The organism is Sinorhizobium sp. M4_45, assembly GCF_002885915.1.
GTDB lineage: Bacteria > Pseudomonadota > Alphaproteobacteria > Rhizobiales > Rhizobiaceae > Sinorhizobium > Sinorhizobium meliloti_A.
Map to the genome: position 1 here is coordinate 73,983 of NZ_NWVE01000011.1, position 22,846 is coordinate 96,828.

Here is a 22,846-nt window from a genome sequence, read left to right on the forward strand (position 1 = left end):
CTAGGCTGACGGCAGAATAACCACGGCCCGCGCTCCCCGTTTTGCGGCATCGTCGAAGAACAACCTCCCGCCCTGCGCCTCGACGATGCTCCGGCAGATGGCGAGGCCGAGACCGAGGCCGCCCTTCTTCGAGCTCACAAACGGCTTGAACACCTCGCTGCGCATCTCAGCGGGAATGCCGGGTCCCATGTCCTCGACGGACAATTCACAATACCCATTCTTGCCTTTCGCAACCGCTATTTCAACCCGCCGTTGCTTTGGCGGGATGTCATTCATCGCATCCGCCGCATTCACGAGCAGGTTCAGGATCACCTGCTGAAGCTGAACGAGGTTGGCCTTGACGCGCACGCTCGCCCAATCATCCTGGACCTCCACCTCGGTGCGGCGCGCCACCATCTCCGCCCGCGCCAAAGCGACGGTCTGGCGTACGGCCTCGTTGAGGTCGAGGATTTCCTGTGAGGACTCACCCTTCAGCATCATGCTGCGCAACTGCGAAATCACCGAGGAGGCGCGTCTGTCGTCTGCGACGATATCATCGAAGATCGCACGGATTTCTTCCATGTCCGGCGCCGGCTCGCTGGCGATCTTCTGCCCCGACTCGGCGTTGGCGAGAATGGAGGTAAGCGGTTGCGTCAGTTCATGCGCGAAGGCGCCGGAGAGCTCTCCGAGTTGCGACCGTCTGGAAAGGTGTGCAAGCTCGATACGTTCGGAGGCGAGCGTCGCTTCGAGCCTGCGACCCCGCTGGTTCTGGTAGACGAGCGCGGCGATCGTCAGCATTTGCGCCGCCATCACCAGGAGTGCCGCGCTGATGGGCATGCGGTAACGCTCCCAGGCGCTTGGCTCGAAGCCCACGATTTCTGCGCCGTCGGGTATCAGAACATCGTCGATCCCCCAATGCTGGACTGCGCCCCAATCGACGACCGCCGCCTCACGTGCGGGGGTGGTCTGGGGCGCCGAATGATCACCGCGTAGGATGTCGAGCGAAAGCGCCGCCATCTGCGCTCCGATAGACTGGAACGTGCCCACGTGACCGCCTACGACTTTCGGGCCGAAATAGGAACCATAGACCGAGTAGACGGGCGCATTCGATGCTTCCGTTATCGCGGCTGCCGCGTCGCGAGGAACGAATTTCGTGCCCTCGGCATCCTCAAAGACGGTGAGTATGACGAGGGCCGTGTCGGAGGAAAGGCCGGCGGCCGTGCTCCGGAAGCCGTCGAGCGAGAGACCGGAGACATATTCGACGTCGAGGCCGGCGTAACGCTTCCCCAGCACGGCGAACGCGGTGTCGCCCCATCGCCGGTCGAACGGCGCCGAGCCGTACATGACCGTGAGTTTGCGTGCCTGCGGCTGAAGACGACTGGCCAGCTGAACGGTCTTGGCCAGATCGAATCGGCTGATCACGCCCTTGACGTCGGCGGGAAGGCTTCCGGCGGCCGCGGAACTCTCCGTGACCGCACCGAAGACGACGGGGACGTTCCTGGCGAAACGCTCACGAGTCTCCACGACGAACCGCAGCGCCCCGGGGCCTGCGGCCACCACGACATCCAGGTTCAACGGACGGTATTTAGCTTCCAGAAAACCTGCAAGCCGGGCTCGGTGCTCCGCCGTCGAAAAGCGAAGGGTGTCGAGATATTCCGTATAGTATTCGATGTGTTCCGGCGCGTTCGCTTCCATATACTCGTGGAAGCCCGAGGCGATCTGCTCGGCGGCGAGGAGCGTACTTTCGCTTTCATAGACCAGCAGCACGCGCTTGGGATGATCGGCACGGCCACCAAAGGCCATCGCCAACAGCACGAACAAACTAAGAATGACCGCTCGCGGTCGAAGTCGCAGCACCATGCCCCCTGGCCGTACTCCATTCATCAACCAACCGGCCCACCGAATAGTGACGGATATACATGTCAAGCCGGTGACTATTTACCGTTGTGCGGCCTGCTTGGCTCAATTGCAAGCCATGAAGTTTTAGGGGTATTCGAGCCACAATCGGCAGGCGGAAGAACCGGCGGACCCGAGTTGGCCCTTGGTCCATCTATCACTCATCCCGAAAATCGCTGATGGATAAATTACGGGCTCGTCGGCATATGCGAGTGCCGGCCCCGTTTTTGAGCGATGAACTATGGTGGTCATGAGCGTGAACGGTGCTGCACATCCGTCGGCGAATAATGACGCGGTAGGGAACTCCCCATCGGCCAGCCTCGCCAATTTCCGCGCGTCGCATGGCGGACCCTTTTTCGAGTTGCAGGCGCAACTGAGGCTGCTGCGGGAAAACACGCTTCGGGCGGGAACGAGAGCCGTTCTCTTCGTTGCACTGGCCTGGGGCGTGCCATTCCTGCTCGGCATTCCGCGCAGCTTCTCTCTTGACCACAGCCACAACGCCTATCTCGCCGACCCCGGAGTGTGGGCGAAGTTCTTCATCGGCATCGGCGCCTTCGTTCTGGCAGAGCAGCAGGTCGAACGGGGTCTCAGGGCTCGCCTGGCGCAGTTCGTGCGTGCCCCGATAATCGCGCCGACCGCGATGGCCCAGGCCACGCGCGAACTGTCGGAGGCGCTGCGTCAACGTGACTCGCGACGGGCGGAACTCGTATGTCTCGTGGTCGCAATCTTCGCCGCAGCCCTTTCCTACCTCAACTTCCATACGGTCAACGTTTCCTCCTGGGCGGTCGAGCACCGGCCCGAAGGCAACAGGATTTCTGCGGCCGGCTGGTGGTCGATCTGCGTCAGCCTTCCCCTCTTCGTCTTTCTCTTTCTCAGGGGCATGTGGCGGCACCTCGTCTGGGCGCACCTTTTGCGCCGTATCGCCGGGCTCGACCTTCGGCTCGTCGCGACCCATCCGGACGGAAAGGGCGGATTGGCCTTCATCGCCCAATACCCGAACGCTTACGTCTTCTTCGTCTTCGGGATGAGTTCGGCAATTGCGGCCGCAATCGCAAAGAACCTCCTCCAGGAGGGTCTCTCCATGACGACGTTCAGCATGGTCATGACCGGCTGGCTCGCAATCGTGATCGCCTTTTTCGCCTATCCGCTTTCCGCCTTCACACCTCCGCTCTCCCGCCTGAAGCAGGACGGCCTGGCATTGCTCGGCGCCCAGGCGACACGCTACCACCGGGCCGCCGAACGCAAGGCGGTGGGCCGCAATATCTTCGAGGACCCCACGCCAGAGCCGGCAGACGAGATTGCAGATCCGAGCAAGCTGTTCGATGCGACGCAGAAGCTTAAGACGGTGCTGGTCAGCCGCGCGGCGGTGGTGCCGGTGGCCGCAGCGGCGCTCATTCCCTTTGCCGTCGCCGGCGCGACGAAACTGCCCTACAAGGAGGTTTTCTCAGTGATGAAGAAGCTGCTCCTCCTTTAAAGGAGGCGGAGTGGTCTCAAGGTCCCGGGCGCCGAGCCGAGCCAATCCCGGCAGTTTGAGTGTGGTCATCTTACGACGCGTTGCCGACCATTCGTTGCACGCACATTCTATTTTTACCGTTTCCGATGGGAGCATCAGTGACATTCATCCAGTCCCTTCTGCATCAGTCTCCCGAAAATAGCGTTTTTTCTGGCGCTGGCGGGCGGATACTGGATTGGCAAGTTCCAGTTCGGGAATCTCGAACGTATTGCTGCCGCTCATTGGGCCTGTGGTGGTCGCCCTGGCCGCGATGCTGGCAAGTCAACGCGTACCAAGGGAAGCTTGGCGCTTATTGATGCAACCTTCACGTGCACGTGCCGTGCATCGAAACCGACTGCTCGAATGGGTAAAATGCGTACGCGAATGGACAGAGGGGAACGCGATGGGAAACCGGGAAGACATTCAAGCACTCGGCAAAAGGATCGGGCAATCGATCATCGGCCAGGAAGCTATGATCGAGCGTCTTCTGCTCGGCCTGCTCGGCAACGGCCACCTTCTTGTCGAGGGCCTGCCCGGGCTTGCCAAGACCAGGGCGATCAAGAGCCTCGCCAAGAACCTCGAGGCCAGCCTGTCGCGCATCCAGTTCACCCCCGACCTGCTGCCCTCCGACATTACCGGCTCCGAAGTGTATTTCAGCGAAGGCGGCAAGGGCGAGTTCAAATTCCAGCAGGGGCCGGTCTTCGCCAATCTGATCCTCGCCGACGAGATCAACCGCGCGCCGGCAAAGGTGCAGTCGGCGCTACTGGAGGCGATGGAGGAACGGCAGGTCACGGTCGGCGGCAAGAGCCACCCGCTGCCGGCCCTCTTCCTGGTCATGGCAACGCAGAACCCGATCGAGCAGGAGGGTACCTATCCCCTGCCCGAGGCTCAGCTCGACCGGTTCCTGATGCATGTCCGCGTCGACTATCCGGATGCGAATTCGGAAGTCGCAATCATGGAGCTCGTCCGTTCCGAGGAAAAAGCGCCGCACGCAAAGAGCACAGAGGTGCAGAAGCTCGCCGCCGAGGTGGTGCTCGCCGCGCGAAGCGAGATATCGGAGGTTGCCGTCTCCAAGGCGGTCGAGGACTATATCGTCGCGCTCGTCATGGCGACGCGCTATCCTGACAAGATCGATCCGGAACTCGCCAAATGGATCCAGGTCGGCGCCAGTCCGCGAGGCGTGATCGGGCTCGACAAGGTCTCGCGTGCTCACGCCTGGTTGAAGGGTCGGGATTTCGTGACGCCGGACGACGTCCAGGCGATCGTCCACGACGTATTCCGCCACAGGCTCGTGCTCTCCTACGAGGCCCATGCCGGCGGGATCACCGCGGATCAGGCCGTCGACCGGATCGTGGAGAAAGTGGCAACCGCCTGATCGGGAGGACTTGCGATGGCAATTTCTCTGCCCGCATTCGGAAGAACGAAGGAGATCGTATGCCGGGCCGCAGGCGATACGGATGGCGCCTACGTTTCCGTCGACAATCTCGTGGCGCTGGAATCGATCGCCACCGACCTGACGTTCCTGCGCAAGGCCCCCGTTCGCCGCTTCCTCGCCGGGCGCCATGAATCGCGCATGCGCGGTCGTGGCCTGAGCTTCGAGGAACTTCGAACCTATATGCCGGGGGACGATGTCCGAACGATCGACTGGCGCGTCACTGCCCGCACCGGGCAGCCATTCGTGCGCGTCTATAACGAAGAGAAGGACCGCCCCGCCCTCATCGTCGTCGACCAGCGCACCAACATGTTCTTCGGAAGCCGCCGGTCGATGAAATCGGTAGCCGCGGCCGAGGTTGCGGCGCTATGCGCCTGGCGCGTGATGACGCTCGGCGATCGCGTCGGCGGCGTGGTCTTCAACGACGTGAAGCAGGAAGCCATCCGGCCGCACCGGAGCCGCGGGGCCGTCATCCGTTTCGCCGAAACGATTTCGATCCAGAACAATGCGCTCAGCGCAGATTCCGACATCGAGAGGTCGCCCGGTCAACTGAATGCCGTTCTCGGCAGCGTCGCAGCCCTCGCCCGGCACGACCATCTGATCATTGTCGTCAGTGATTTCGACGGGCATGGGCCGGAGACACGCGATCTTCTCTTGCGAATGTCCGTCGCAAACGACGTCATTGCCGTCCTCGTCTACGATCCTTTCCTCCTCGACCTGCCGCGCCAGGGCGAAATGGTCGTGAGCGGCGGCGCGCTTCAGGCCGAGTTGCAGTTCGGCCGCGGCAATGTTCGCGATGCGGTAGACAGTTTTGCGCGCAACAGGGGCCGCGAACTGCTTTCGTGGCAGGAGGAGATGGGGCTGCCCATGCTGCCTGTCTCCGCGGCCGAAGAAGTGGCACCGCAATTGCGCACGCTCCTCGGCCAACTTGCCTGGCGGCAAAGGAGGCGGTAGATGGACCCGACCCCCGCGCCCGATCCGATGCTCGACGCCACCTTGCGGCAGATGGCCGATATCGCCTTGCCGCCGCACGTATCGATGATGCCGGCCACCTGGGGCTGGGCAGCACTCATCACGGCGGTGGCGCTCGTCCTCGCCGCGCTCCTTTGGCGTTGGCTGCGCCGACGCGCACGGAACCGTTATCGCCGGGAAGCGCTCGCGGAACTCTCCTATCTGGAGAAGGCCATCGACACGCCGGCCGGGCGCAGACACGCCCTGCAGAGCCTGCCCGCGCTTCTCAAGCGCACTGCGCTCGCGGCCTGGCAGAGGGAAACGGTCGCCTCCCTCAGCGGTGAAGGCTGGTCCGATTTCCTCCGCGCACATGCCGGCACGGCGAGGCTGGATGACGAAGCCTGTCGTTTCTTCGCCGAGAGCGAATACCGCCCGTCGGCGCTAGCCTCGACGGACGAGGCTACGACGCGTCGGAGCCTCGCGGCGGCACGCCAATGGATCGAGGCCCACGATGTACGTCCTTGACCATCCCTGGCTCCTCGTGCTCCTGCCCGCGCCCCTTCTCGTCTGGTGGCTGCTGCCGCCATACCGGGAGCAGACGCCGGCGGTGCGCATTCCCTTCTTCGAGGATATCACCAGGGCCGCAGGCATCGGCCCGACGGAAGGCTCGGTCGTGCCGCGTGCCAACCTGCTCCAAAAGATCCTCGCACCGATCTGCTGGCTTCTGGTACTGACGGCGCTCGCCCGCCCGCAATTCGTCGAGCCGCCGATCGAGAAGACCGAGCCGCAGCGCGATCTCATGCTCGCCCTCGACCTTTCCCAATCGATGGACACGCGCGACTTCAGCGATCCGCAGGGTAATCTCGAGGCGCGGGTCGATGCGGTAAAGGCCGTGGTCGCCGACTTCGTCGAGCGCCGCCCGCATGATCGGCTCGGCTTGATCGCCTTCGGCGACGCTCCCTACCCGCTCGTTCCCTTCACCATGGATCATACGACCGTCCGATCCATGCTGACGGGCGGCTTGCCCGGAATGGCCGGCCCGCGAACCGCGCTGGGCGACGCGATCGGGCTGTCGATCAAGCTGTTCAAGGAGAGCCGGGCGCCCGACAAAGTGCTGGTGGTCCTGACCGACGGCAACGACACCGCAAGCAAGATGCCGCCCGACAAGGCAGCCGAGATCGCGGGTCAGAACAACATCCGCATCCATGCGATCGGCATCGGCGATCCAAATGCCGAAGGAGAGGAGAAGCTCGACACGGCAGTTCTGCAGAAGATCGCCTCTGCGACCGGAGGGCGATATTTCTTCGGCCAGGACCAGCAGGCGCTTGCAGATATCTACGCTGTGCTCGACAGCATCACGCCGGCGAACCAGAAGACGCTGAGCTGGCGGCCACGCATCGAGCTGTTCCACTACCCGCTGGGTGCCGCCGTTCTCCTCGTGCTCGGCTATCACGGCTTGATGTGGCTGTTGTCGATCCGCGCCGCCCGCAGGCGTAACAGCGAGGCAGAAGCATGATCGCCGATTTCCACTTCCTTCGCCCGTGGTGGCTGCTTGCGGTCCTGGCGGCGGGACTGCTCGTATGGCTCATGCGCCGGCAATCGGATATGCGCTCCCGCTGGAAGCACCTGATCGCGCCCAATCTGCTCGATCACCTCCTCGTCGACCGCGGCCAGGCGCGCACGTTCCGGCCCATCTATCTGGTGGCCGGCCTGATTGCCCTCTCGGGCCTTGCCGCGGCGGGTCCGACATGGGAACGCGAGCCTCCGCCCTTCGTCGAAGACACGGCGCCGCTCGCGATCGCGGTCGACTTGGGCCGAACGATGAATGCGACCGACATCTCGCCGACGCGGCTGGAGCGCGCCAAGCTCAAGGTGCGCGACATCATGGCCAGACGGAAAGGCGCCCGGACGGCATTGTTCGCCTATGCCGGCTCGGCCCACATGGTGCTGCCCCTGACCGAGGACGCGTCGCTTATCGCCACCTATCTCGCGGCCCTGTCGCCAGCCCTCATGCCCGTCGAAGGCAAGGACACCGCCATGGCCCTCGAAGCCGCCGAGGCGGCCCTGGCCGCCGAGCCGGCGCCGGGCACGATCCTGTTTCTGACCGATGGCGTCGAGCAGGGCGCATTTGCCGCATTCTCGCAATATAAGGGGCGCAACGACCTGATGGTGCTGGGCATCGGCACCGAAGAAGGCGGCCCGGTGAAAATCGGCAGCGGAGAATATCTGACGGACGGCAGCGGCGCCCGCGTTCAGGCACGGCTCGATGTCGACGCCTTGAAGGAACTCCAGTCGGCCTCCTCTGCGCAGGTGGCGACGGTCACCCTGGATGATGGCGACGTCGACTGGATCGTCCGGCGCATACAGACGTCCTTCGCACAAAGAACGGAGGAGGGTCTTACCCGTTGGCGCGATATGGGCTGGTACCTGACCATCGCGGTCGCGATCCTGGTCGCGTTCACCTTCCGCCGGGGTCAGAGCGTCCGTTGGCTCGGGGCCGTCGTGTTGCTCCTGTCGTTCGCCATGTCCGGGCGGGGGGAGGCGGCAGATTTCGTGGACATGTGGCTGACGCCCGACCAGCAGGGACAGCGCGCTTTCTCCCGCGGCGACTATGCCGCCGCGGCAGAACACTTCGCCGAGCCGCAATGGCGCGGTGTTTCGCTCTATCGCGCCGGCCGTTATCAGGACGCGATCGACGCCTTTGCCCAATCCACGGCACCGGAGAGCTATTTCAATCAAGGCAACGCCCTGATGCATCTGGACAAACCCGACGAAGCGATCGCCGCCTACCAGCAGGCTCTCAAGCAGCGCGCCGATTGGACCGAGGCAAAGACCAATCTGGCGCTTGCGCAACGGCGCAAGAAGGAGAAGGACAAGCAGGAAGAGGAAAAGCAGCAGGAGGCCGCCGGACTGGACCCGGACGAAGTACAGTTCGACGACAAGGCCAAGCACGGCAAGGAGGGTAAGGTCCAGGCCGGCGCGCAGACGGCGGAGATGTGGATGCGCAACATCCAGGTTTCGCCGGCCGCCCTTCTCGCACGCAAGTTCGCGATCGAGGCATCGGAAGGGGAGCGACAATGATGACACCAGCGTCCCGTTTGTGTCAACTCGTTGCAGCGCTGTTCTGCTGGATCGCTGCCGCCGGTCCGGCGCTATCCGCCGATCCGCTCGCCCGGGCCGCATTGCAGTCGGAGGGAACGCTCTATGCCGGTCAGCAAATTCTCATAGACGTCGACGTGCTTGTCCCGAATTACTTCCTCCAGCCACCGCAGTTCCCCGCGATCGACCTTCCGGGCGCGATCGTGACGCTTGACGACGGGCGGGCGCTCAACCTCAACGAAACGATCGACGGGACCGCTTACTCCGGCATTCGCCGCACCTATATCGTCACGGCTCAATCGTCGGGCGATTTCACCTTGCCTCCTGCCGTGATCACTTTCGGCTATGCGGCAGTACCCCCTCAGGCCACCCGCGGCGAAGTTACGCTTCCACCGCTTCGCTTCACCGTTCGGGAAGCACCCGCGGATGCCGGAGAACGTCCCGGTGTGGTCGCCGCAAAGGTCAGCATCAGCCAGGAACTCGACCGGGATCCGGCAGCTCTGAAGGCGGGGGACACTCTGGTCCGGACGATCGCCGTGCGCGCCGTAGGCCTTCGCGCCATGATGATCCCCGAGCCGGATTTTTCAGCCCCGGACGGGGTACGCCTCTACCGGCAGGATCCCGCACTTTCGGAAGAAACGGACCGCAACGGCCAGTCAATTGCGGGTATCCGCAAGGATGTTGCAAGCTATCTCTTCCGGGAGCCCGGCACCTATGTCCTGCCCGCGGTGGCCCTGAGCTGGTTCGACCCGGCCTCCGCGGCGACGCAATCGGCAAGCGCACCCGCCGTAAACGTGACCGTTGCAGCCGCGGCCTCCCACTCCCCGGCCATCGCGCCTCCGGCGGCCGAGCCGCAACGCCCGCCCTTCGACTGGCTGCGGCTGACTGTGATCGGCGGTGGCGTGTTGCTCACTGCCCTCGTCCTTTGGGCTGCGGCCAACGGACTGAGTCGGCTGGAAGCATGGTGGCAGGAACGCCGCTCGAAAGAGCGGCAATCGGAACCGGCATTTTTCCGTCAGGTGGAGCAGGCCTGCAGGAGCGGCTCGGACGAGGCCATCGCGCGCGCGCTCGACGCCTGGTCGCGCAAGGCGGCAGTGATGCCGCTCGAATTCTGGCTCGAACGATTTGCCGACGCCGAAACGCAGCAGGTCTACCGGGCCCGGCAAGGAAGGCTTTACGGCCTTGCGAAGGCATCTTCCGCGCCGGTGCGCGGAGACCTGCTCCTTCCGGGGCTGAAAAAGGCACGGAAGATCTGGCTGGCTCAAGGAGAGAAGGCGCCCCGACGACGCGAGCCCGCCTTGCACCCACTCAACCCGACCATGCCCTGATGCGACGAATACGAAACCGGGTCGTCTCATCGATGCGTCGGTGCGATGGGCAGGCGTGCTACTATGCCGGAAGGGATTCGAGGGAGATCACACGTGCTTTTCCTCGTCCGCTCGTGGGCGCAGAATCTGTGGGGAGGTGGCATTAAGTGCAGTATCTCAAAGTGAATATGCCGGTGTTCGTGGGTTCGGTAGGCGTCATCGCTCTGTTCGTCGGGATAGGTGTGGTTGCGCCTAAGAGAGCTGAAGCGATTTTCAGCGGAATGCAATCTGCGATCCTGTCCGGTTTCGGTTGGCTCTACCTGCTCGCGGTCGCGATCTTTCTGTTTTCGATGCTCTTTCTGGCGTTCAGCCGCTACGGCGAGCTGAAGCTCGGGCCGGACGATTCAGAACCCGAATTCAGGTACCTGTCCTGGATCGCCATGTTGTTCGCCGCCGGCATGGGCATTGGCCTCATGTATTTTGCCGTCGGCGAGCCGATGACGCATTTTGCTTCGCCGCCGGAAGCCGAACCGCTGACGATCGCAGCCCAGCGCGAGGCAATGAGCGTAACCTTCTTCCATTGGGGGGTGCACGCCTGGGCGATATACTCGGTCGTCGGGCTGTCACTCGCCTATTTCGGATACCGGTACAACTTACCCCTGACCGTCCGATCCGGCCTCTACCCGCTCCTCAAGGAGGGTATTCACGGGCCGATCGGACATGTCGTGGATATTTTCGCGATCTGCGGGACAATGTTCGGGCTCGCAACCTCGCTCGGATTCGGAGTCCTTCAGATAAACTCCGGACTGAATTATTTGTTGGGTGTCCCCCAGTCGATCTACGTCCAGCTCCTGCTCGTGACCGTGGTCACGGCAATAGCGACGGTCTCGGTGGTCAGCGGCGTCGAAAAGGGTGTCCGCATTCTCAGCGAGACCAATCTGTTCCTGGCAGTAATGCTGATGCTCTTCGTGCTCGTGGTCGGACCGACGGGCACGCTCATGCGCGACTTCGTCCAGAACATCGGTCTCTACCTCGATAGCCTGGTTTTGCGAACCTTCAACATCTATGCCTACGAGCCGCGTCCGTGGATCGACAGCTGGACCCTGTTCTATTGGGCATGGTGGATTTCCTGGTCACCCTTCGTCGGCATGTTCATCGCGCGCATTTCCCGTGGGCGTACCGTGAGAGAGTTCGTCACCGCCGTCCTCTTCGTACCCGCCCTGTTCACTTTCCTCTGGATGACGGTCTTTGGAAACACGGCGATCTACGTGGACACGACGATCGCCAACGGCGAGCTGGCGCGCGACGTGAAGGCGGACCTTTCGGTCGCCCTTTTCCAGTTCTTCGAATATCTGCCGTGGCCCGCGGTAACCTCGACGCTCGCGGTTCTGCTCGTCAGCATATTCTTCGTGACGTCCAGCGACTCCGGCTCGCTGGTGATCGACACGATTGCGTCCGGCGGAGAAACGGCAACACCTGCTCTTCAGCGGATTTTCTGGTGTTCGCTCAGCGGTATCGTGGCGGCCGTTCTGCTCTCCACCGGCGGGCTGACGGCACTCCAATCCGCCACGATCTCCACGGCACTGCCGTTCAGCTTCGTGATGCTCATTCTGGTTTGGTCGCTGTTCGTCGGGATGCGGGCCGATCTCGCCCGCACACAATCACCCGGATCGGTCGGTCCAAGAGCCTATCCCGCGTCCGGCGTGCCCTGGCAGCGGCGCCTGGCGATGACCTTGAGCACGCCGGACAAACGGGCGGTGGAGAAATTCCTGCAAGCCTCCGTGCTTCCGGCCCTGGAGGCAGTGGCCAAGGAACTGACGCGCCGGTCCCGGCCGGCTTCGGTCAATCGGGATGCCGAAACCGGAGCACTGACCCTCACAGTTCCGGCCGAAGGCCATCGCGATTTCGTCTACGGCGTGCAAATGTCGGAACACAAACTTCCGGCCTTCACCGCGCATGACGCAACCGTGGCAGATGTCCGCTACGAGGCGCGCACCTTCTTTTCGGACGGTAGCCGCGGCTATGACATCATGGGAATGGCGGACAACCAGATCATCAACGATGTTCTGTTTCAGTTCGAGCGATACACGGGCTTCGTACGGTCCCCGGCGTCCTCGCTGCTGGCGACCTCGCCCGAAGAGCAATAGAGCACTTCCAGGAAAAGTGTGTGACGGTTTTCCGTCCGGAAGTGCGTGGACTAAAAGGTTAGAACATTGCCAGGATATCCGAAAAGGAAAGGCGGAGGCTTACCCCGCCTTTCCCGAAGATCGCAATAGGGCTGGAATATGCGATCCTCGTTACTCGTCTGAATTGCTCACCCTACTGGAGATAGCGGCGGGCTCCGAAGACGTGCATCAACGCGGCGCCAGGCTTTCCAGCTCCTTGAGCCGTTTCAGCGCCGCCTGCTGCTGCAGCAGGCCGTAATTTATGCCGCTTGCGTTCAGCGTGCTGCCGGTCTGGAACGGGAACTGCTCGAAGTCCGCGAACAGCTCCTTTATCTTTCCTTGTATCGGCACCAGCAGCCACATGTTGCGCGCCAGGAACTCGACCGCACCACCACCGTCCTCCATCGCCCTCTCATAGGGATCCATCCGGAGATTGGCGATCAGGGCCCAACTGGATACCTCGCGGGTCGCGGTTGCGATGTTGCCGTGGCTGGCCGTGGCAAAGCTCAGTTTCCAGTCGTTCCAGCGTATTGCGTTCAGATTACCGCCCTGATCGAAATAGTAGACCGTCTCGCGCGGAGGTTCCTTGGCCTCGCCCTTCAGCAGCTCGGTGAGATCATAGCCGTCGAGGTGAACTTTGAACGTCTTCCCTGCGGATTGGAAGCCGTTTTTCATCTGCTCCTTCAGGTCCGGGATGCCGGCTGCCGTCGCGAATGTCGGCATCCAGTCCATAAGGGTCACCGGCTCGTTTATCTGCGTGCCCGGCTTCACCACACCCGGCCACCGGACCATCATCGGGATGCGGAAACCACCTTCCCAAGTCGTGCCCTTCTCTCCGTGGAACATCGTCTGAGCGCCGTCCGGCCACAAAGCGAGCTCCGCGCCGTTGTCGGTGGTGTAGAGCACAATCGTGTTTTCGGTGATGCCGAGGTCGTCGAGCTGCTGCAGAAGCTGACCCACATGGCCGTCGTGCTCGACCATCCCGTCGGCATGGATGCCCTTGCCGGTCTTGCCCAAAGACTCCGGCTTCAAGTGGGTGAACACATGCATGCGCGTCGAGTTGAACCAGCAGAAGAACGGCTTGTCGGCCTTCGCCTGACGATCGATGAAATCCTTTGCCGCAGCCAGAAATTCCTCGTCAACGGTCTCCATGCGCTTCGTGTTGAGCGGCCCCGTATCCTCGATCTTTCCATCGGCGCTCGCCTTGATGACTCCGCGCGGCCCAAACTCCTTCCGGAATTCCGGATCCTTGGGATAGAAATAACCTTCCGGCTCCTCTTCGGCATTCAGGTGGTAGAGGTTGCCGAAGAACTCGTCGAAGCCGTGGTTCGTCGGCAGGTGCTCGTCGCGGTCGCCCAGGTGGTTCTTGCCGAACTGGCCCGTGGCGTAACCCTTGGACTTCATGACGTCGGCAATGGTGGGCATCCAATCCTGAATCCCGTGCGGGTCGCCGGGCATGCCGATCGTCAGCAGTCCCGTGCGGAACGGTTCCTGGCCGAGAATGAAGGAGGCGCGGCCTGCGGTGCAGCTCTGCTGTCCATAGGAGTCGGTAAAGATCGCGCCTTCGGCCGCGATACGATCGATGTTCGGCGTGCGATACCCCATCAGACCCATGGTGTAAGCGCTGATTTGCGGAATACCGATGTCGTCGCCGAAAATGACGAGGATGTTCGGCTGTTTGCCATTGGCCGGCGCCGGCTGCTCCTGAGCCTTCGCCTCGCCGACGGCTGCAGCACCGTTTGCGGCGGCTGCAGCCGCAAGGATCGTCCCGCCCAGAAGAAGGCTTCGGCGATCTATCGAGAAGGAATTTGTCGCGTCTTTTCGCTTTTCAGCATCTGGAAGGCCCATGCTTCACTCCTTGATTAAACTTGTGCGTTCGAAGCCATGCGGGATCCGCGCACTCTGGAGCCCGCATGATTATCGGCCGAAGCATCTGGCAAGAGAAGTTGGACCAAGGGGCAACGCGACGGACGTTGCGCCGCCGTTTTGATTTTCTACAATATCCGAAAGGACGCACGAAGGCGCAGCAGGCGGTCACTGCCGTTTCCATGAGCTGGTCATGCTCTATGGAAGGCCTAGCGGGCGTCAAAACTCCGCGTCTTAATGGATTCCTTGAAACACCCGCGGTTTGCGAGTAAAATTACGGCAGCAATTCAAAGCGTTACAGAACCGTGCGATCGGAGGCGAACGGAGTTGCAACGTAAGCTGCACGCGAGTGGTGACGCTTTGCCAAACTTCATATGTGGAGGTTGTCATGCCCAACACTCTGATGGCAGGAAGAAGAAGCCAGGATTGGGCAAATCTGGTCTTGGCAGCGTGCCTGTTCCTCTCTCCCTGGGTCATCGGCTTTGCGGCTGAAGCCGCGCCGACGTGGAACGCCTGGATCGCCGGCATCGTGCTCGGCGCCCTTGCGATCGCAACCCTTTCGGCCTTCGCCGAATGGGAGGAATGGGCCAATATGGTAATCGGCCTGTGGTTGATCGTTTCTCCCTGGCTGCTCGGCTTCATGGGAAATGTGAACGCGATGTGGACCCACGTCATTCTCGGCGTGCTCGTCGCCGCAATCGCAGCCTGGGCGGTCTGGGACTATCGTCACCATTCACACGCCTAGATGACGATGACTCCAGGGTCGGATCGACCAGGGTCATGAACGTTTCAAGTGGATTTAAAGCGCGCCGCATCGGTTGAACGCGGCGCGCAGGGTCCAGCGGTCCTGCCGCTTATCACCCCACAGCGCGTTCCTGCACCACCGCGTCGATGTCCGGCACGCCGAGTTCGCGGCGTGAGCGCTCCGTCTCGATGGCGAGATCGAGCACTCTCTGCAGGTCCGCGGCATGGCGGAAACCCGGTTCGACGGTTCGGCCGGCCTTCACCGCCTCGACGAAGCGCTGGTAGTTGGTGGGCACGGTGCCGGCGTCGACGGTCCGCCAAACGGCCTTTTCGACATCGGGCCCCATGCAGCCGCGCAGGCTCGAACCATCAGGCGTATGGATTACTTCCAAGGCTCCCCTGTCGCCGTGCAGCCTGAGCCTCAACTCGTTGAGATGGCCCGTCGCCCAGCGGCTGGCATGAATCACAGCCATCGCGCCGTTTTCGAACTCCGCCGTCATGGCGAAGCTGTCATTGGCGTCGAGGTCGTACTCGCCGATACGGTTATCCGGCGCCTTGTCGAAGGCTTTCAGGCGCGCGAATACCCGCTCGACCGAGCTGTTGGCACCGTAGCCGGCGAAGTCGAGAATGTGGATGCCGACATCGCCAAGCACGCCATTCGATCCGTGTTTCGTCGACAGCCGCCATAGCCACTTCGACTCGCTTGCCCAATCGCCCCAGGCCCGAGACACGAGCCAGCTCTGGAGATAGGAAGCCTCCAGATGCCGCACCCGGCCGATTTCGCCGGCAACCACGAGTTCACGCGCCTTCTGCAGCGGAGCGACGTTGCGATAGGTCAGATTAACCATCGTGACGAGGCCGGCCCGCTCGGCTGCGGCCGCCATCTCGGCGGCCTTCTCATAGTTTTCTGCCAACGGTTTTTCGCACAGCACATGCTTGCCGGCGGCAATGAGCGCCAGGGTCGTCGGGTGATGCGCCTTGTCGGGCGTCACGTTGGTGGCCGCGTCGAACTCTCCCCAGGCGATCGCCTCGTCGAGAGAGGTGAAGGTGTTTTCGATGCCGTGCGTGACGGCAAAGGCCTTGGCACGGGACGGGTCCACGTCGACGGCGCCGACCATTTCGACGCCTTCGATCTCAGCAAAGGCTTTCGCATGGCTGTTGGCCATGCCGCCGGTTCCGAGAATTAGCAAACGCATGGGGGTCCCCTTCATCGATAGCCGGCTTCGCCGGCCCGGTGCAGTCTCGGGCCGCGCTCGACGATCGGCTCCAGAGCCTTCTCTACCGGGACGTTCGGCGCATCATGGATGGCCTTATAGGTGCCCTGCGGGTTATACGCCCATCTCACCGCGTTCCGCAGTACCTTGTGGACGGTCGCGTCGTGATAGGTCGGGTAAGTCTCGTGCCCGGGGCGGAAATAAAAGATATTGCCCGCGCCGCGCCGCCAGGTGAGGCCCGAACGGAAGACCTCGCCGCCGGCAAACCAGGAGATGAACACCGTCTCCAGCGGCTCCGGCACCGAGAATTGCTCGCCATACATCTCCTCGTTCTCGATGACGAAGTTCTCGCCGAGCCCTTCGGCGATCGGGTGGCGCGGATTGACGACCCAGACGCGTTCGCGCTCTCCAGCCTCGCGCCATTTGAGCGCGCAGGGCGTGCCCATCAGCCGCTTGAACACCTTGGAGAAGTGGCCGGAATGGAGAACGATCAGACCCATGCCTTCCCAAACGCGTTTGGCGACGCGCTCTACGATGGCGTCGTCGACGGCGCCATGATCCTTGTGGCCCCACCACAGGAGCACGTCGGCGGCGGCGAGCCGCGCCTCGCTGAGCCCGTGTTCCGGCTCCTGCAGCGTCGCCGTCGTCGCATCGATCCCCGGGTCAAAATTGAGTGCGGCTGCGATCGTGTTGTGCATGCCGTCCGGATAAATCTCCCGAACCACCGCATTCGTCTGCTCGTGGATGTTTTCACCCCACACGATGGCATTGATAGACAAGGTCATTCTCCTCGTGATTTGCGGCACCCGCTGCCGGATGCCGACCGTCCGTGACTTGAAGGGTGGGCGCGGAGCCGGGCCGGGAAAACCACACAGGTCCCCGCCCTTTTCTGCCCTAACGTTTGAGGCTTTGGAATGATCCGAAATCCTTCGGATCAGCCTTGGTTTCGAGACTTTCCAAGCGAAATCGGGTGGCTGCGTTCTAGGCCGCACCCCGCATTTCCGTCCGCCCGAGGGCCCGGCCGCCCGCATCGAAGCGGTGAACCTGGCCGGCGGCCGGCGAGATCCTGATCGTCTGCCCGGGCTGATGCTTGGCGATGCCGCTTTCGCGGACGATCACCGGCTCGCCGGCCCCGATGTCGAGATAAATATAGCTGTCGGAACCGAGCATCTCCGAATGGATGACGGTTCCACTCCACTCACCTCCCTGTTCCTCGATCTCCAGGTGTTCCGCGCGGATGCCTATCGTGTCCGCCTTGTATGGCTCTGCGAAGGCGCCGGAAAGAAAATTCATCTTCGGCGAACCGATGAAGCCGGCGACGAACACCGAATTCGGCGTCTCGTAAAGCTCCAGCGGCGTGCCGATCTGTTCGACGAGACCGTCCCTCAGGACACATATCCTGTCGGCGAGCGTCATCGCCTCGACCTGATCGTGGGTCACGTAGATCATCGTCGTCTTGTGCATGCTGCGGTGAAGTTTGGCGATTTCGAGCCGGGTAGCCACACGCAACGCCGCGTCGAGGTTCGAAAGCGGCTCGTCGAACAGAAAGACCTTGGGATCGCGAACGATCGCACGGCCGATCGCCACGCGCTGGCGCTGCCCGCCCGAAAGCTGGCGCGGCAGGCGTTCGAGATAGGGCGTGAGCTGCAGCATTTCCGCCGCCGCCTCGACCCGCTTGCGGCACTGCTGCTTGTCCTTGCCTGCAAGCTGCATTCCGAAAGCCATGTTTTCGTAGACCGTCATATGCGGATAGAGCGCATAGGACTGAAAGACCATGGCGATGCCGCGGCGCGAAGGCGTCAGCCGATTGACGACCTGGCCGTCGAAGGCAAGGGTTCCGGAGGTGATTTCCTCAAGCCCGGCGATCAGTCTCAGGAGGGTCGACTTACCGCATCCGGAAGGACCGACGAAGACCATGAACTCGCCCGACCTGATTTCCATGCTGACGCCCTTGATCACATCGAAGGCGCCGAAGGATTTGCGGATATCGCGCAATTGAAGCTCTGCCATCTTGTTCTCCTATCCTTTGACGCCACCGGCCGTCAGGCCGGAAATGATCCGCCGCTGGAAGATCAGCACGAGGACCACGAGAGGCACGGTGACGATCACGGATGCCGCCATGATGTTGCCCCAGGGAATCTCGAACTGGCTGCCGCCCGAAAGCAGGGCGATCGCGACCGGCACGGTGCGCTGCGTGTTCGACGACGTGAATGTCAGCGCGAAGAGGAACTCGTTCCATGCCGCAATGAAGGCCAGGAGCCCGGTCGTCACCAGCGCCGGCCACATCAGAGGCATGAAGACGCGGGTGATCACCACCCAGGGCGAGGCGCCGTCAACGATCGCCGCCTCTTCGATCTCGATCGGCAGGTCTCGCATGAAGGTGGTCAGCACCCAGACCGTAAACGGCAGCGTGAAGATCATGTAGGAAAAGATGAGCGCGAGCGGCGTGTTGAAGAGCCCGACGAAGCGGATGAGCTCGAAGAGACCTGCAAGAACGGCGATCTGCGGGAACATCGAGACCGACAGGATCGTCAGGAGAAGCAGACCGCGGCCGCGGAAGCGTACCCGGGCAAGCGCATAGGCTGCGGTCACGGCAAGAAGCAGCGATATGGCAACCACCAGCGTGGCGACGAGGAGCGAGTTGCCGAGATTGCGCACGAAGGTTCCGTGCGAAAGAATATCGGCGTAATTGGCGAGCGAAATATCCGTCGGCCAGTAATCGATGCGAAACAGCGCCGTGCCGGACTTCAGGCTCGTCAGGATCGCGTAATAGAAGGGAAAGACTGCGACGAGGATGATGACGGCAACCAGCGCGTAGAACGCGGCCCGCTTTGCGATCGCGACGGCCATCAGCGTTCCCCTCCGCTCAAATTCAGGCGGCCGAGCCACATGTAGAGGATCGTGATCGTCGCGATGATCAGGAACAGCATGGTCGAGGCGGCCGCGCCATAGGCGAACTTGTCGAAATCGAAAAGGTTTTCGCGCGCCATGACCGACATGGTCTTGGTCTGCGCGTTGTTGGGCGTCAGCACATAGATGAGGTCGAAAATGCGCAGCGCGTCGAGCATGCGGAAGATGACCGCGACCATCAGCGCCGGCCGGATCAACGGCAGGGTGACCCGCCAGAAGATACGTACCGGATGGACTCCGTCGATTCTGGCCGCCTCATAAATATCGCCCGGCACCATTTGCAGGCCGGCGAGGATCAGGAGCGCCATGAAAGGCGTCGTCTTCCACACGTCCACGATCAGTACGGCGATCATGGCTGTGTCGGGGCTGGCGGTCCAGGCGATCTTCTCGCCGATCAAACCGAGGCCGAGCAGCATGTCGTTGAGGATGCCGAACTGGTCGTTGAGCATCCAGGCCCACATTTTCGCGGAGACGATGGTGGGGATCGCCCATGGGATCAGGATCGCGGCACGGACGAGGCCGCGGCCGGGAAACTGCGCGTTGAGCACCAAAGCGACGACAAGGCCTAGCGCCGTTTCGATGCTGACCGAAAGAACCGTGAATTTGAGCGTGTTCCAGACCGCATTCCACCAGGCGGGATCCGCAAGCAGGCCCCTGTAAATCGTCCGCCCGCTCTTCAGGGTGACCCATGAGAGATAATTGGCGAAGCCGACGAATTCGGCGCCCGACAGATTGGTCAGCGACGCATTGGTGAAACTGAAATAGATGGTTCTGATGAGCGGCCAGCCGGCGACGAGCGCCAGGACGAGGAAGGTTGGCGCGAGAAAGAGCCAGGCCGAACGGACCCGTTGCGCCTGCAGGTCCGAGCCTATCCTGCCGCCATGCGCAAGCGCAGCCGGCCGATCCGCGAGGGAAAGATCAGTCATGACGTGAGCCTACCGGTTGGCGCGGGGTCCCGCCCCGTGCCGTTTGATCTTGGCCCGGATGGCATAGCTGCCGTCCGGGCCTCGCGATTTTACCAGGCGTCGCCCTTGAGTTCCGTCAGTTCGACTTCGAGAAGCTCGAGATTCTCCGCCGCCGTTCCGTTACCCGAAAGCGTGTTGTGCACGGCGCTCCAGAATTTGGATGACACTTCGTTGTACTTCACCTTTGCCACGGCCGAGGGGCGCGGCACGGCGCTCTGGAAGATCGGCTTCCAATGCGGCATGAACGGCTGGGCGGCCGCGACTTCCGGATCGTCGTAAAGCGCCGCGATCGTCGGCAGGTTCGAAAGCTCGATGGCGCGCACCTTCTGGGTTTCGGCCGAGCCCAGGAACTTGACGAAGGCGATTGCCGCCTCCTGCTCGTCGGAATATTTCGAGACCGCGAGGTTCCATCCGCCGAGTGTCGACGACGGCTGATCGCCGTCGGTGGCGGCCGGAAGCGGGGCCACCTCGAACTTGCCTTTTACGGCGCTGTCGTCACCGATGCCGAGCGCATAGGCATAGGGCCAGTTACGCATGAAGACTGCGTTGCCGGTCTGCCAGACGCCGCGTGATTCCTCTTCCTGATAGGCAAGCACGCCCTTTGGCGCGATCGTGCCGATCCATTCCTTGACTTTCTCGACGGCCGCCGCCGCCTTTTCGTTGTTTACGGAGATCATGCCGTCGGGCTCGATGATCTGACCGCCGCCGGACGACTTGATCCACTCGAGCGCATTGCAGGTGAGCCCCTCATAGGCATTGCCCTGAAAGACGAAGCCCCAGATATCGGCACTGCCGGCGGCACGCTCCTTGTCCTGAATCTCCTTCGCCGTCGCTGCCAGTTCGTCCCAGGTCTTGGGTGGCGTCTTGCCGTATTTGTCGAGCAGGTCCTTGCGGTAATAAAGCGCCGGCGCGTCGGTATAGAAGGGCAGAGCGACGAGCTTGCCGTTGACCGTCTGCGACTGGATGATCGAGGGGAAGTGCTCGCCGATCACATCCTTCGTCGCCTCCGTCAGGTCGACGAACTGCTCGGCGAGCTGCGGAGCCCAGATGACGTCCGTCTGGTAGACGTCGACATCCTTGTTGCCGGCCGCAAGCCAGAGTCGATACTGGCTGAATTGCTCGCTGCTCGAAGCCGGCATGGTCACCAGGTTGACCTTGTGACCGGTTTCCTTCTCGAACTTGGCGATCTGGTCCCGCAGAAAGCTCAGATTCTTGCCGGTCGAATTGGCCGCCATAGACAGTTCGGCGGCCGCAGCCAGGTCGATTGCGCCCACGATCGCTGCGCAGGAAATCAGCGTCCTTACAAATGGCTTCACGTTCATTGGTCCCTCCAAAACTCCCCCCGGTTCCGCAGGCTCCTCAGCAATTCGAAAACGGTTTGGGTGCGCAGAAGCTGTCAGAAGGGAAATCGGCTGTCAAGCCGAGGTCGAAACGGAAGTAAATGCCATGGCTATTTTGAATTTTTTGGCTTATAATCAGAATGTTAATCGAAAACACAACGGGGCATCGCCACGATCCGGCTCGGCGTTCAACCCGTTTACACGAATACTTCATCCACAGGAATTTAAAACGATTTGGATCGTGCCCGACAGCCTTCTCGATCAAGCCCGGGCAGTGTTCGCGACGCAAAGGCACCGATTGTGACTGCCGGCAAACCGGGTATAGTCCGGCGCGAATGTCTGCAGGGCCGCGCATCGAAGCGATGCGCAAAAACGAGCGAACGCAGCTTCTCGATTTGCGGCGTGACTTGCTTCGGAAGCGATCCCCGGACAATACGCAGAAGGGGCGCAGGGAAGAACAGTGAAGCTTAAGGAATTCGCCCAACAGTTGGGGCTCTCTCCCACGACGGTAAGCCGTGCTCTGAGCGGCTATCCGGAAGTCAGCGAGAAGACCCGCAAGCGCGTTGCCGAGGAGGCCGTGCGCCTCGGTTACCGGCCGAACATCAACGCCGTGCGCCTCGTCACGGGCCGCGCAGGCGCGATCGGCGTCGTTATGGGCCGCAACGAATTCCAGTTTTCCGAATTCATGAGCGGCATGGCCGAACGGCTGGACAGCGAGGATATAGACATTCTCGTGAGCCCGGTTGCCGACCATGATATGAAAGCCGAGCTCCAGCTCTATAGCCGGCTGGCGACGAGCGGACGGGTCGACGCCGTGATCATCCATTCACCGAGGCCGAACGACGAGCGCATTCTGCTGCTCCACAAGCTCGGTATTCCCTTTCTGGTCCATGGCCGCTCCGAGACCGACGTGCCGCACGCCTGGCTCGATATCGACAACGAAGGCGCGATCCGCCGCGCCACCTCGCACCTCCTGGACCTCGGCCATAGACGGATCGCACTCATCAACGGCCGCGACGGTCTCACGTTCACGCACCACCGCGACAAGGGCTATCGCGAGGCGCTTGAACAGCGCGGGCTGCCCTTCGATCCACGCCTCGTCACGCATGGCCAGTTCACCGACGAGATCGGTTTTCGCTCGGCCCGTTCCTTCCTCGAGCAGTCCCCCCGCCCGACGGCCTTCGTCGCCGGCTCGATGATGACGGCGCTCGGCGTCTATCGCGCCGTGCGTTCGGTCGGCCTTGTGGTCGGGCAGCACATCTCCGTCATCGCCCATGACGATGTCTTCCCCTATCTCACGGCCGACAACATGGTCCCGTCCCTTTCGACGAGCCGGTCGTCCCTGCGCGCCGCCGGCGCGCGCTCGGCAGACCTCACCCTGCAGCTGCTCACCGGCCGGCCCGCCACGGAGATTCATGAGCTCTGGCCGGTCGAGCTGATCCTGCGCGAGTCGACCGGTCGGGCGCCGGAGGCTTGACCATCCTTC

The 22,846-nt window shown here is 62.3% G+C and carries 18 protein-coding genes; 10 read left to right on the forward strand and 8 right to left on the reverse strand.

Going from position 1 to position 22,846, the window contains the following annotated elements; genetic code table 11:
- Positions 1-1,794, reverse strand: coding sequence for a sensor histidine kinase (locus CN933_RS25605; RefSeq protein WP_245425183.1), 1,794 nt, complete (start codon positions 1,792-1,794; stop codon positions 1-3).
- 331 nt (positions 1,795-2,125) lie between these two features.
- Between CN933_RS25605 and CN933_RS25610 the strand changes: the two genes are divergently transcribed.
- The 8 genes from CN933_RS25610 to CN933_RS25645 all read left to right on the forward strand — a co-directional run bounded on the left by CN933_RS25610 (position 2,126) and on the right by CN933_RS25645 (position 12,303).
- A complete protein-coding gene (locus tag CN933_RS25610; protein ID WP_245425179.1) occupies positions 2,126-3,349 on the forward strand; it encodes a hypothetical protein in 1,224 nt (407 codons plus the stop codon).
- Positions 3,350-3,770: 421 nt separating this feature from the next.
- Positions 3,771-4,742: an AAA family ATPase gene (locus CN933_RS25615; protein ID WP_018097926.1), complete on the forward strand. Its 972-nt coding sequence runs from the start codon at positions 3,771-3,773 to the stop codon at positions 4,740-4,742.
- 15 nt (positions 4,743-4,757) lie between these two features.
- Entirely contained in the window at positions 4,758-5,753 is a 996-nt protein-coding gene (locus CN933_RS25620) for a DUF58 domain-containing protein (RefSeq protein ID WP_018097927.1), read from the forward strand.
- Entirely contained in the window at positions 5,754-6,275 is a 522-nt protein-coding gene (locus CN933_RS25625) for a DUF4381 domain-containing protein (protein WP_018097928.1), read from the forward strand.
- Positions 6,262-7,266, forward strand: coding sequence for a vWA domain-containing protein (locus CN933_RS25630; RefSeq protein ID WP_102762848.1), 1,005 nt, complete (start codon positions 6,262-6,264; stop codon positions 7,264-7,266). The genes CN933_RS25625 and CN933_RS25630 overlap by 14 nt, the downstream gene beginning before the upstream one ends.
- Complete coding sequence (locus tag CN933_RS25635; RefSeq protein WP_102762849.1) at positions 7,263-8,831, forward strand: VWA domain-containing protein; 1,569 nt, start codon at positions 7,263-7,265, stop codon at positions 8,829-8,831. Before CN933_RS25630 ends, CN933_RS25635 begins: the two co-directional genes overlap by 4 nt.
- Positions 8,831-10,177 (forward strand): BatD family protein, encoded by a 1,347-nt coding sequence (locus CN933_RS25640; RefSeq protein ID WP_234704961.1) that lies wholly within the window; start codon positions 8,831-8,833, stop codon positions 10,175-10,177. The genes CN933_RS25635 and CN933_RS25640 overlap by 1 nt, the downstream gene beginning before the upstream one ends.
- Positions 10,178-10,323: 146 nt before the next feature.
- Complete coding sequence (locus tag CN933_RS25645; RefSeq protein WP_026168911.1) at positions 10,324-12,303, forward strand: BCCT family transporter; 1,980 nt, start codon at positions 10,324-10,326, stop codon at positions 12,301-12,303.
- 207 nt (positions 12,304-12,510) lie between these two features.
- Here CN933_RS25645 and CN933_RS25650 read toward each other — a convergent pair whose 3' ends face one another.
- Positions 12,511-14,169, reverse strand: coding sequence for an arylsulfatase (locus tag CN933_RS25650; protein ID WP_018097933.1), 1,659 nt, complete (start codon positions 14,167-14,169; stop codon positions 12,511-12,513).
- A gap of 406 nt (positions 14,170-14,575) precedes the next feature.
- Here CN933_RS25650 and CN933_RS25655 point away from each other — a divergent pair, with 406 nt between their 5' ends.
- Complete coding sequence (locus CN933_RS25655; RefSeq protein WP_018097934.1) at positions 14,576-14,932, forward strand: SPW repeat protein; 357 nt, start codon at positions 14,576-14,578, stop codon at positions 14,930-14,932.
- A gap of 112 nt (positions 14,933-15,044) precedes the next feature.
- On the opposite strand, the gene CN933_RS25660 is transcribed toward CN933_RS25655, so the two are convergent.
- From CN933_RS25660 to CN933_RS25685, 6 genes are all read right to left on the reverse strand, one after another.
- On the reverse strand, positions 15,045-16,127 hold the full coding sequence (locus tag CN933_RS25660; protein WP_014530777.1) for a Gfo/Idh/MocA family protein: 1,083 nt from the start codon (positions 16,125-16,127) through the stop codon (positions 15,045-15,047).
- An 11-nt stretch (positions 16,128-16,138) separates the two neighbouring features.
- Positions 16,139-16,924: a ThuA domain-containing protein gene (locus CN933_RS25665; RefSeq protein ID WP_180980819.1), complete on the reverse strand. Its 786-nt coding sequence runs from the start codon at positions 16,922-16,924 to the stop codon at positions 16,139-16,141.
- A 202-nt stretch (positions 16,925-17,126) separates the two neighbouring features.
- Positions 17,127-18,155 (reverse strand): ABC transporter ATP-binding protein, encoded by a 1,029-nt coding sequence (locus tag CN933_RS25670; protein WP_102762851.1) that lies wholly within the window; start codon positions 18,153-18,155, stop codon positions 17,127-17,129.
- A 9-nt stretch (positions 18,156-18,164) separates the two neighbouring features.
- Positions 18,165-18,995 (reverse strand): carbohydrate ABC transporter permease, encoded by an 831-nt coding sequence (locus CN933_RS25675; RefSeq protein WP_102762852.1) that lies wholly within the window; start codon positions 18,993-18,995, stop codon positions 18,165-18,167.
- Positions 18,995-19,981, reverse strand: coding sequence for a carbohydrate ABC transporter permease (locus CN933_RS25680; protein WP_100672450.1), 987 nt, complete (start codon positions 19,979-19,981; stop codon positions 18,995-18,997). Before CN933_RS25680 ends, CN933_RS25675 begins: the two co-directional genes overlap by 1 nt.
- 89 nt (positions 19,982-20,070) lie before the next feature.
- Complete coding sequence (locus CN933_RS25685; RefSeq protein WP_102762853.1) at positions 20,071-21,342, reverse strand: ABC transporter substrate-binding protein; 1,272 nt, start codon at positions 21,340-21,342, stop codon at positions 20,071-20,073.
- Between the two features lie 478 nt (positions 21,343-21,820).
- Here CN933_RS25685 and CN933_RS25690 point away from each other — a divergent pair, with 478 nt between their 5' ends.
- On the forward strand, positions 21,821-22,837 hold the full coding sequence (locus tag CN933_RS25690; RefSeq protein WP_018097941.1) for a substrate-binding domain-containing protein: 1,017 nt from the start codon (positions 21,821-21,823) through the stop codon (positions 22,835-22,837).
- The last annotated feature ends 9 nt before the right edge of the window (positions 22,838-22,846 follow it).